Origin of the sequence: Kluyvera ascorbata ATCC 33433, assembly GCF_000735365.1 — a bacterium.
In the GTDB taxonomy this organism is placed as follows: Bacteria; Pseudomonadota; Gammaproteobacteria; order Enterobacterales; family Enterobacteriaceae; genus Kluyvera; species Kluyvera ascorbata.
Window position 1 is genome coordinate 1 of the sequence record NZ_JMPL01000138.1, and the last position, 10,561, is coordinate 10,561.

General features: G+C 54.4%; 11 protein-coding genes and 1 pseudogene. 7 read left to right on the forward strand and 5 right to left on the reverse strand.

Going from position 1 to position 10,561, the window contains the following annotated elements; all coding sequences use genetic code 11:
- The 7 genes and pseudogenes from GKAS_RS20720 to gstA all read left to right on the forward strand — a co-directional run.
- Positions 1 to 248 (forward strand): annotated as a pseudogene (locus tag GKAS_RS20720) (electron transport complex subunit RsxC); the annotation flags it as partial.
- The gene (rsxD, locus tag GKAS_RS20725; RefSeq protein ID WP_035897042.1) at positions 249 to 1,301 is read left to right on the forward strand and encodes an electron transport complex subunit RsxD; all 1,053 of its coding nucleotides are present in this window, start codon (positions 249 to 251) and stop codon (positions 1,299 to 1,301) included.
- A gap of 8 nt (positions 1,302 to 1,309) precedes the next feature.
- Complete coding sequence (gene rsxG / locus GKAS_RS20730) at positions 1,310 to 1,930, forward strand: electron transport complex subunit RsxG (protein ID WP_035897044.1); 621 nt, start codon at positions 1,310 to 1,312, stop codon at positions 1,928 to 1,930.
- A 3-nt stretch (positions 1,931 to 1,933) separates the two neighbouring features.
- Complete coding sequence (locus tag GKAS_RS20735; RefSeq protein ID WP_035897046.1) at positions 1,934 to 2,632, forward strand: electron transport complex subunit E; 699 nt, start codon at positions 1,934 to 1,936, stop codon at positions 2,630 to 2,632.
- Complete coding sequence (gene nth / locus GKAS_RS20740) at positions 2,632 to 3,267, forward strand: endonuclease III (protein WP_035897047.1); 636 nt, start codon at positions 2,632 to 2,634, stop codon at positions 3,265 to 3,267. The genes GKAS_RS20735 and nth overlap by 1 nt, the downstream gene beginning before the upstream one ends.
- Before the next feature lie 592 nt (positions 3,268 to 3,859).
- Complete coding sequence (gene dtpA, locus GKAS_RS20745; protein WP_035897049.1) at positions 3,860 to 5,365, forward strand: dipeptide/tripeptide permease DtpA; 1,506 nt, start codon at positions 3,860 to 3,862, stop codon at positions 5,363 to 5,365.
- A gap of 148 nt (positions 5,366 to 5,513) precedes the next feature.
- Positions 5,514 to 6,119, forward strand: coding sequence for a glutathione transferase GstA (gstA, locus tag GKAS_RS20750; protein WP_035897050.1), 606 nt, complete (start codon positions 5,514 to 5,516; stop codon positions 6,117 to 6,119).
- Between the two features lie 102 nt (positions 6,120 to 6,221).
- Here gstA and pdxY read toward each other — a convergent pair whose 3' ends face one another.
- The 5 genes from pdxY to GKAS_RS20775 form a co-directional block, all read right to left on the reverse strand.
- On the reverse strand, positions 6,222 to 7,082 hold the full coding sequence (pdxY, locus tag GKAS_RS20755; protein ID WP_035897051.1) for a pyridoxal kinase PdxY: 861 nt from the start codon (positions 7,080 to 7,082) through the stop codon (positions 6,222 to 6,224).
- A gap of 64 nt (positions 7,083 to 7,146) precedes the next feature.
- Positions 7,147 to 8,421, reverse strand: a complete 1,275-nt coding sequence (gene tyrS, locus GKAS_RS20760; protein WP_035897053.1) for a tyrosine--tRNA ligase — start codon at positions 8,419 to 8,421, stop codon at positions 7,147 to 7,149.
- A 125-nt stretch (positions 8,422 to 8,546) separates the two neighbouring features.
- Positions 8,547 to 9,203 carry a pyridoxamine 5'-phosphate oxidase gene (gene pdxH, locus GKAS_RS20765; RefSeq protein WP_035897054.1) on the reverse strand — a complete coding sequence of 219 codons (657 nt, stop codon included), beginning with the start codon at positions 9,201 to 9,203 and terminating at the stop codon, positions 8,547 to 8,549.
- 57 nt (positions 9,204 to 9,260) lie between these two features.
- Entirely contained in the window at positions 9,261 to 9,584 is a 324-nt protein-coding gene (gene mliC, locus GKAS_RS20770; RefSeq protein ID WP_035897056.1) for a C-type lysozyme inhibitor, read from the reverse strand.
- A gap of 93 nt (positions 9,585 to 9,677) precedes the next feature.
- A partial coding sequence (locus tag GKAS_RS20775) for an anhydro-N-acetylmuramic acid kinase (RefSeq protein WP_035897057.1) occupies positions 9,678 to 10,561 on the reverse strand: 884 nt, incomplete at its 5' end.

Genomic DNA, 10,561 nt, shown 5'->3' on the forward strand with positions numbered 1-10,561 from the left:
CGATTGCGCGCGCCAAAGCACGCAAGGCAGCAGAGCAAGCAACCGTTGAGCCCGCTGCCGATGAAGAAGCCCTCGACCCGCGTAAAGCGGCCGTCGAAGCGGCAATTGCGCGTGCTAAAGCACGCAAGGCAGCCCAGCAGGATATCAGCGAACCTGCTGCCAACGACGACCCACGCAAAGCTGCCGTTGCCGCTGCTATTGCCCGTGTTCAAGCCAGGAAAGCCGCTCAGGCCGTTAACGAGGATTAAATGGTTTTCAAAATCGCAAGTTCCCCTTATACCCACAATCACCGCCAGACATCGCGGATTATGCTGCTGGTGGTTATCGCCACCCTGCCCGGCATTGTGGTCCAGAGTTGGTTTTTTGGCTGGGGAACCGTTATTCAACTGGTGGTGGCTATACTGGCCGCCTGGCTTGCGGAGTCCCTGGTGCTTCGTCTTCGCAAACAAAATATCGGCCAGACGCTTGCCGATAACTCAGCGTTGTTGACCGGTCTGCTATTGGCTATCAGTATTCCGCCGTTGGCGCCATGGTGGATGGTGGTATTGGGCACCGTATTTGCCGTGATTATCGCCAAGCAACTTTATGGGGGACTGGGGCAGAACCCGTTCAACCCAGCCATGATTGGCTATGTTGTTCTGCTGATCTCCTTCCCTGTGCAGATGACTTCGTGGTTACCACCGCACGATATCGCCGCCGCAGCGCCTGGCTTTATGGATGCTATCCACGTTATTTTCAGCGGCCATACAGCGGCGGGTCAGGATATGAATGCCTTGAAGATGGGCGTTGATGGCATCAGCCAGGCCACGCCGCTCGATACCTTCAAAACGTCGCTTCATGCCGGACATCCGGTAGATGAGATCCTGAAATCGTCGATTTATCACGGTGCGCTTGCCGGTGCCGGATGGCAATGGGTTAACGTCGCCTATCTGGTCGGCGGCCTGTTCCTGCTGTGGCAGAAAGCGATTCGCTGGCATATCCCCGTGAGTTTCCTGCTGAGCCTGGCCGTCTGCTCAACGCTCGGCTGGCTGTTCCACCCGGAAAGCGTTGCCTCGCCGCAGATGCATCTGCTCTCCGGCGCCACCATGCTGGGCGCGTTCTTTATCCTCACCGACCCGGTCACCGCATCGACCACCAACCGTGGCCGTCTGATCTTTGGGGCGCTGGCAGGTCTTCTGGTGTGGTTAATCCGCAGCTTTGGCGGGTACCCGGACGGCGTGGCATTTGCCGTGCTGTTAGCCAACATCACCGTACCGCTGATTGATTACTACACGCGCCCGCGCGTTTACGGACACCGCTGAGGAATCACATGTTAAAGACCATGCGTAAACACGGTGTCACGCTGGCGCTGTTCGCAGCCGGTTCTACCGGGCTGACGGCGGCGATCAACCAGTTAACCAAGCACACCATCGACGACCAGGCCGAAAAGCAGCAGAACGCTCTGTTCCAACAGGTAATACCGGCAGGCAGCTATAATAATGACCTGCTGAAGAGCTGCTTTGTGGTCGAAGCCCCAGAGCTTGGCAAAGGTACACATAAGGTTTATATCGCCCGTCAGGACGATAAACCGATCGCCGCCATACTCGAAGCCACCGCACCAGACGGCTATTCTGGCGCCATTCAGCTGTTGGTCGGTGCCGATTTTAACGGTACCGTACTCGGTACCCGCGTGACCGAGCACCATGAAACACCGGGGTTAGGCGATAAAATTGAGCTTCGACTGTCTGACTGGATAACCTTCTTCGCCGGTAAAAAAATCGACGGCGCGAACGATAGCCAGTGGGCAGTGAAGAAAGACGGCGGCCAGTTCGACCAGTTCACCGGAGCAACCATCACCCCTCGGGCGGTGGTAAACGCGGTAAAACGCGCGGGACTGTATGCACAAACGCTGCCCGCGCAACTCTCACAACTGCAAGCCTGTGGAGAATAAACAATGAGCGAGGTTAAAGAGGTTATTGTCCAGGGGCTCTGGAAAAATAACTCCGCACTGGTTCAGCTTTTGGGGATGTGCCCGCTGTTGGCTGTCACCTCGACCGCAACCAACGCCCTGGGTTTGGGTCTTGCCACTACGCTGGTATTGACGCTCACAAACTTGGCTATCTCCAGCCTACGCCGCTGGACGCCCGCGGAAATCCGTATCCCTATTTACGTCATGATCATTGCCTCAGTGGTCAGCGCCGTTCAGATGCTGATTAACGCCTATGCATTTGGTCTGTACCAGTCGCTCGGTATCTTTATTCCGCTTATCGTCACCAACTGTATCGTGGTGGGACGTGCGGAAGCCTTCGCCGCGAAGAAAGGCCCGGCGCTCTCCGCGCTGGATGGCTTTGCTATCGGGATGGGCGCAACCTGTACAATGTTCGTGCTGGGCTCCATTCGTGAGCTCCTTGGCAACGGGACGCTGTTCGACGGCGCTGACGGGCTGCTCGGCAGTTGGGCGAAAGCGCTACGAATCGAAGTCTTCCATACCGATACTCCTTTCCTGCTGGCAATGCTGCCACCGGGAGCTTTTATCGGTCTTGGTATGCTGTTGGCTATTAAATATCTTATCGATGAACGGACTAAGAAACGTCATGCTCAGCAGGTTATTGCTGCGGAAAGCGTGAATGTGGATGGGGCAGAGAAGGCCTGATGAACAAAACCAAGCGTCTGGAAATATTGACTCGGCTGCGGGACAACAACCCGCACCCGACCACTGAACTTAACTTTACTTCGCCGTTCGAGCTGCTGATTGCGGTTTTGCTCTCCGCACAGGCGACGGACGTTAGCGTCAACAAAGCGACCGCCAAACTCTACCCGGTGGCAAACACGCCGCAGGCGATGCTCGATTTGGGCGTCGATGGCGTGAAGGAGTACATCAAGACGATTGGCCTGTTCAACAGCAAAGCGGAAAACGTCATCAAGACCTGCCGCATGCTGCTAGAACTACACGGCGGTGAGGTTCCTGAAGACCGGGCGGCGCTGGAAGCTCTGCCTGGGGTCGGGCGCAAAACCGCTAACGTGGTGCTGAACACCGCATTTGGCTGGCCGACCATTGCCGTCGATACCCACATCTTCCGCGTCTGCAACCGCACGCAGTTTGCCCCGGGAAAGAACGTCGAACAGGTAGAAGAGAAGCTGCTGAAAGTGGTGCCCGCTGAATTTAAGGTCGACTGTCACCACTGGCTCATCTTACATGGGCGCTACACCTGCATCGCCCGCAAGCCTCGTTGTGGTTCTTGTATTATTGAAGATCTCTGTGAATTTAAAGAGAAAGTCGAGCTGTAGACCCTATATCGCGGTTTGGCAAGTCCGCCTGCCGCGTCCTTTCGAGTGACTAAACCGCGTTTAATCCCATCTATTTATTCATTATTTGGCATTTCTCACGCCTATATAACGCTTTTACAGATTAAACACGCCATCACTACCAAATTTTTCTATACAAAAACTGACCAGATCATCACCACAACACGATGTTGCATTTATGTTTCTTTACGGGCATTTTCCTTACATCATTAGGATGAATCCTCCGTAACGCACAATATGATCGTCCAGTTATTTTTCAGAATCCAGCCTATATCACTATATAAAAGCGCCATCAGCAGAAGATATCGTTGAATTGCCGTTTTTGCCCCTCCTTTTCAGAATAAAAAACCGCTTAAATTTAAAGCGTGAAATTTAACGCTAAATAACATTTATATGTCTGGTTAATTATTCCACTCCTTTTATTTGTAACGGAGTATTACAAAGGTCTTGTCTGAAAGCGCAGGATAGTGAACATTACTTCCCGTTTCCCTCCAGAATAACTATAAGGTGGATGCCCATGAGCACTCCGCCCAGTACACCCCCCATTAGAATGGGATGTAAATAAGAGGTATATGTGTCTACTGCAAACAATAAACCAACTGAAAGCGTGAGTTTGAACGCTTTCAAACAACCTAAAGCGTTCTATCTCATCTTCTCTATCGAGTTATGGGAGCGTTTTGGTTTCTACGGCCTGCAAGGCATTATGGCCGTTTACCTGGTTAAACAACTGGGTATGTCAGAAGCTGACTCCATCACTCTGTTCTCTTCCTTTAGTGCCTTAGTGTACGGTCTGGTTGCTATCGGCGGCTGGCTGGGCGACAAAGTACTGGGTACGAAACGCGTGATTATGCTGGGTGCCGTGGTACTGGCCATCGGCTATGCGCTGGTCGCGTGGTCTGGTCACGATGCCGGTATCGTTTATATGGGTATGGCGGCAATCGCCGTGGGTAATGGCCTGTTTAAAGCCAACCCGTCTTCCCTGCTCTCTACCTGCTATGCAAAAGATGATCCGCGTCTGGACGGTGCATTTACCATGTACTACATGTCCGTCAACATCGGTTCATTCTTCTCTATGCTGGCAACCCCGTGGCTGGCCGCTAAATACGGCTGGAGCACAGCGTTCGCGCTGAGCGTTGTCGGTATGCTGATTACCGTTGTGAACTTCGCATTCTGTCAGCGTTGGGTTAAACAGTACGGTTCCAAGCCAGACTTCGAGCCGGTTAACTATCGTAACCTGCTGCTGACCATTGTCGGCGTGGTGATTCTGGTGGCTGTAGCGACCTGGCTGCTGCACAACCAGGGCATCGCACGTATGGTTCTGGGCGTGATTGCACTGGGTATCGTTATCATCTTTGGTAAAGAAACCTTCTCTATGACCGGTGCGCCGCGTCGTAAGATGATCGTGGCTTTCATTCTGATGCTGGAAGCGATTATCTTCTTCGTGCTGTACAGCCAGATGCCAACCTCTCTGAACTTCTTCGCGATTCGTAACGTTGAGCACTCCATTCTGGGTATCGCGTTCGAACCGGAACAGTATCAGGCGCTCAACCCGTTCTGGATCATCATCGGTAGCCCAATTCTGGCCGCTATCTATAACAAGATGGGCGACAACTTGCCAATGCCGACCAAGTTCGCGATTGGTATGGTGCTGTGCTCTGGTGCCTTCCTGGTGCTGCCGCTGGGCGCGAAATTCGCTTCCGACGCGGGTATCGTCTCCGTGAACTGGCTGATCATCAGCTACGGTCTGCAGAGCATCGGTGAACTGATGATCTCTGGTCTGGGTCTGGCGATGGTGGCACAGCTGGTTCCACAGCGTCTGATGGGCTTCATCATGGGTAGCTGGTTCCTGACGACTGCCGGTGCGAACATCATCGGTGGTTACGTTGCTGGCCGTATGGCGGTTCCGGAAAACGTGACCGACCCGCTGATGTCCCTGGACATTTATGGCCACGTATTCCTGCAGATTGGTGTGGCAACGGCCGTTATCGCCGTGCTGATGCTGCTGACCGCACCGAAACTGAACCGTATGACTCAGGACGACGCAAAACCTGCTGCTGACGGTAAAGTCGCTTCCGTATAACGTCATCGGGAAACGAATAAATATTTAGGCCGCTAACTTCTGTTAGCGGCTTTTTTTTTATCGCGTCAGGCACTAACATACCTCCATATCCCTCGGCTGCCCTTCGGCCACGGGAAAACAAAAATAACCAAGTCTGAAGGAGTTACCCATGAAATTGTTCTACAAACCCGGCGCCTGTTCCCTTGCATCGCACATCACACTGCGGGAGAGCGGAAAGGACTTCACGCTTATCGGCGTCGACCTGATGCACAAACGCACGGAAAACGGTGACGATTTCCTGAAGGTCAACCCAAAAGGCCAGGTTCCTACTCTGCTGCTGGACGACAACACCCTGCTGACCGAAGGCGTGGCTATCATGCAGTACATCGCCGATAGCGTTGCTGACCGCCAATTGCTGGCACCGGTTAGTACTATCAATCGTTACAGAACGCTGGAATGGCTGAACTACATCGCGACAGAGCTGCACAAAGGCTTTACGCCGCTGTTCCGCCCTGACACTCCGGAAGATTACAAACCAACGGCGCGCGCGCTGCTGGATAAAAAGCTGGCCTATATTGATGAATCACTGGCAAACGCACAGTGGATCAGCGGCTCACGCTTTACTATTGCCGATGCCTATCTGTTTACCGTGCTGCGCTGGGCGTTTGCCGTGAAGCTGGAAATGGCGGGATACAAAAACATTGCGGCCTACATGGAACGCGTTGCGGCGCGTCCTGCGGTAGCGGCAGCCATGGCGGCTGAAGGTCTGAAATAATATCGGTGCGCTGACTCGGCGCTTCGCACCTCTGCCGGGCTACCACAAACGTTGTAGCCCGGCAGAGCTTCGCGACGCCGGGAACGGCGCCGAACGAAAAGTTTACAGCTGAGTCGCGCTAAAACAATGCACTGGCTTCGCAATACGATCCTGCGCCGCCACGACCTGCAACTCATACTCACCCATCTCTTTCGTCGTCACCATAATCTCGTACACCGCCGCAGTCACATGCTCCAGCGCATCGCGAAGCGTCGCCCCCTGCAACAGCTTAACCAGCAGCAGACCGCTGGTCACATCGCCCACGCCCACCGGATGACGAGCGCCAAAGTCGATCAGTGGACGGCTAATATGCCAGGCTTCACCCGCCGTCACCAGCAGCATCTCAAAGCGATCCTGACTGTAGCCCGCACGCGCCAGATGCTTCACCAGCACGATTTCCGGCCCCTGAGCAATTAGCTCACGCGCGGCCAGCACTGCATCAGCGACATCCTTCACGTCGCGACCGGCGAGAATTTCCAGCTCAATCAGGTTCGGCGCAATAATATCGCTGGCCGGCATGGCATAGCGTTTATGGAATTCCGCCACGCCCGGTGCCACGATACAGCCCTTTTCCGGGTGTCCCATCACCGGGTCGCAGAAAAACTTCGCCTGCGGGTTCGCGGCTTTCACCTGGCGCACAATGCCAAGAATATGTTCACCCTGCTCTGCAGAGCCCAGATAACCGCTCAGCACCGCGTCACAGCGCTTCAGCTGGTCGATAGCCGCAATGCCCTGCACAATCTCCGTCAGGTGCGCTGGCGGCATCACGCAGCCCGTCCACTGACCATACTGAGTATGGTTGGAGAACTGTACCGTATTCAGCGGCCAGACGTTTGCACCAAGGCGGCGCATAGGAAACTCCGCGGCGCTATTGCCCGCATGCCCGAAAACGACGTGAGATTGAATGGCGAGGATGTTGTTCATTAGCTCTACTCAAACGACAAAAAAGAAGGGGGCGTAGTTTCCCACGCCCCCTCGTTTCGGAATATTACTTCCAGCAGATCAAACAGTAATTTTTCTTACCACGGCGTAACAGGGTGTAACGACCGAAGAGAATATCGCTATCCTGGAAGAAGTATTCCGGGTCAGCCTGTTTTTGACCGTTGATAGTGACCGCGTTAGAGGCGATGGTTTTACGCGCCTGGCCGCGAGACGGCTGCAGCTCGGAGTCTACCAGCGCCTGCATCAGGTCAGCACCTTTATCCATCTCAACCATCGGCACGCCGTCCTGCGCCAGCTGTTCGAAGTCCGCTTCGCTCAGCGCGCTCAATGAACCGCTGAACAGGCTGTCGGTGATGCGTTTTGCAGCCACCAGACCTTCTTCGCCATGCACCAGACGAGTCACTTGCTCGGCCAGTACGTACTGGGCACGAGGTGCTTTACCGCTGTTTTTGTCTTCTTCTTCCAGGGCATTAATCTCTTCAATGTCCATAAAGGTGAAGAACTTCAGGAAGCGATAAACGTCAGCATCCGCGGTGTTGATCCAGAACTGGTAGAATTTGTACGGGCTGGTTTTCTTCGGATCCAGCCAGACTGCGCCGCCTTCGGTCTTACCGAACTTGGTGCCATCTGCTTTAGTGATCAGTGGAACGGTCAGGCCGAACACCTGATTCTGGTGCAGACGACGGGTCAGGTCGATACCGGAGGTGATGTTACCCCACTGGTCGGAACCGCCAATCTGCAGCGCCACGCCGTGCAGTTTGTTCAGGCAGGCAAAGTCATATCCCTGCAGCAGGTTGTAAGAAAACTCGGTGAAAGAGATGCCCTGATCGTCGCGATTCAGACGCTGCTTCACCGCTTCTTTGTTGATCATCTGGTTAACAGAGAAGTGTTTACCGATGTCACGCAGGAAAGTCAGCACGTTCATGCCGCCAAACCAATCATAGTTGTTGGCCGCGATAGCCGAGTTGTCGCCGCAGTCAAAATCGAGGAACGGTGCCACCTGTTTGCGGATTTTATCCACCCACTCCTGCACGGTATCTTCGGTATTCAGTTTACGCTCGGCCGCTTTAAAGCTTGGGTCGCCAATCAGACCGGTTGCGCCGCCAACCAGTGCAACAGGCTTATGCCCTGCCTCCTGGAAGCGTTTCAGGCATAACAAAGGAACAAGATGCCCCAAATGCAAGCTGTCAGCGGTAGGATCGAAGCCGCAATAGAGCGCGATCGGGCCTTGCGCCAGTCGCTCTGCTAACGCTACCTCGTCCGTTACCTGGGCGACTAGCCCCCGCTCTTGCAGTTGTTTAATCAAGTTACTGCTTGCCATCAAATTCTCCATCTATATCCGACTGCACCTTTGCCGGTACACGACTTTTCGCCAGACGCGAAAGCTCTATAGAATAAAGCGCTGGCGCATTCAGCGCTAGCGCTTAAAACAACAAATTTCGGGGTTTACGGTGCCAGACGGTCGATTTTCCAGGCATCCGCGTCACGCTGGTACAAAAAACGATCGTGCAGACGGTGCTCGCCGCCCTGCCAGAACTCCATCTGCTCAATGGAGACACGGAAACCACCCCAGAAGCTCGGTAGCGGAACTTCGCCCTGCTGGAATTTCTGTTTCAGTTCCATAAACTTGCTTTCGAGGATACCGCGCGCGGAGATACGACTGGATTGTTTGGATACCCAGGCGCCAATCTGGCTGTCGCGAGGACGGCTATGGAAGTATTTCACCACTTCCAGCGTCGACAGGCGTTCAGCTTTGCCGATAACCATCACCTGGCGCTCCAGCATATGCCACGGGAACAGCAGGCTGATACGCGGATTGTTCTCAAGCTGATGCGCCTTGCGGCTGCCGAGGTTGGTGTAGAAAACCAGCCCTTTCTCGTCGTAGTGCTTCAACAGAACGATACGCTGGTACGGCTGACCATTTTCATCAACCGTGGCAACCACCATCGCCGTAGGATCGGCAAGTCTGGCATCACAGGCCTGGCGTAACCAGCGTTCGAACAGGGGCAAAGGTTCAGCAGGAAGATCGTGGCGACGCAGGCCGCCACGGGTGTATTCACGGCGCAGATGCGCGATTTGTTGCAGATCGTCGTTATCAGACATGGCGTTTAAGAGAGTAGTCAACGGGTGGCGTTATTGTGCGCCGCCCGCCTGAAAATCTCAACGCTTGGGGTTTTGTAACTGGCAGTTATTCAACACGATGTGGTCGCGTTTGTAGACGGTCGCTTCGTTACCTTTAGACCAGAACACATAGATCCCGTCGGTATAGCGAGCGCCCGACGCAGAGATCCCCTGCTGAAGGTTCAGCTGCTGGTTGTCATAAATAAAGCTCACCTGTTGGCGCTGATTGTTAAGATGCACGGTCAGCGGTTTTTCTTCACACTGGTATTCCAGCGTGTCGGTCTGCATGCGTTCCATAAACTGATTGTACGCACTGCAGCCAGCGAGCATAAAAGGGAGAGCAACGATAAGTAGTTTTTTCATTGTTTTGGGCCTTTCGACATTCCTGGTCAAGGAGTGATTGTCACACTCCCGTTCAGCTTAAGTCTACCGGCCCAATGTAAAGGAAGATGTCAGTTAACTCTGATTATGCTGGGGATTTGCGGGAAAAATCGCCCCTAGTACGGTTGCTTGCGATGCGCCGGTTACTGAGGGTAAATTTCCCGGAAGCCCTGCTACAGTGCGCCAGGCAAGCCAGGCAAACGCCAGCGCTTCCATGTCGTCGCCGCTAATACCGTATTCGTCGGTCGTGGCCACTTCAGTGCCGGCCAGCAGCCCTGCCAGACGAGCCATAATCAGCGGGTTACGGCTTCCGCCACCGCAGACCAATAGTCGCTCACAGCCACCGCTTAACATCACCTGCTCACTGATAGTGACCGCGGTAAGTTCGGTAAGCGTCGCTTGCACATCCTGCGGACGCAAACCCGGATAGCGCGCCAGATACTGCGCCAGCCAACCATAGTTGAAGTATTCGCGTCCCGTGCTTTTAGGCGCAGGTGCCGCAAAATACGGGTCGCTCAGCATATCCTGCAGCATAGGCAGAATGACTTTCCCTTCGTTGGCCCACTCTGCATCTTTATCGTACGGTTTACCCAGGCTGCGCCAGATCCAGGCGTCCATCAGCATATTGCCAGGGCCCGTATCGAAGCCGCGCACCGGCATGCCCGGCACCAGTAAAGAGAGATTGGCAATACCGCCAATATTGAGGATCATTCGACGTTCATCCGGCCGCGCCAGCAAAGCCTGGTGGAATGCCGGAACCAGCGGAGCACCCTGCCCACCCAGCGCCATGTCGCGTCGGCGAAAATCACCAACCACGCTTACGCCCGTACGCGCAGCGATAATATTGTTGTCGCCTATTTGCATGGTATGCGGCGCTTCGCCCGTCGGTTCATGCCACACCGTTTGCCCATGACAACCAATCGCAACAATATCGTGTGCCGCAAGACGCTCCTGATTCA

Excerpts from the sequence above, each read along its gene's own strand:
- rsxD (WP_035897042.1), top strand. The coding sequence starts at position 249 with ATGGTTTTCAAAATCGCAAGTTCCCCTTATACCCACAATCACCGCCAG.
- rsxG (WP_035897044.1), top strand. The coding sequence starts at position 1,310 with ATGTTAAAGACCATGCGTAAACACGGTGTCACGCTGGCGCTGTTCGCA.
- GKAS_RS20735 (WP_035897046.1), top strand. The coding sequence starts at position 1,934 with ATGAGCGAGGTTAAAGAGGTTATTGTCCAGGGGCTCTGGAAAAATAAC.
- nth (WP_035897047.1), top strand. The coding sequence starts at position 2,632 with ATGAACAAAACCAAGCGTCTGGAAATATTGACTCGGCTGCGGGACAAC.
- gstA (WP_035897050.1), top strand. The coding sequence starts at position 5,514 with ATGAAATTGTTCTACAAACCCGGCGCCTGTTCCCTTGCATCGCACATC.
- pdxY (WP_035897051.1), bottom strand. The coding sequence starts at position 7,082 with ATGAACAACATCCTCGCCATTCAATCTCACGTCGTTTTCGGGCATGCG.
- tyrS (WP_035897053.1), bottom strand. The coding sequence starts at position 8,421 with ATGGCAAGCAGTAACTTGATTAAACAACTGCAAGAGCGGGGGCTAGTC.
- pdxH (WP_035897054.1), bottom strand. The coding sequence starts at position 9,203 with ATGTCTGATAACGACGATCTGCAACAAATCGCGCATCTGCGCCGTGAA.
- mliC (WP_035897056.1), bottom strand. The coding sequence starts at position 9,584 with ATGAAAAAACTACTTATCGTTGCTCTCCCTTTTATGCTCGCTGGCTGC.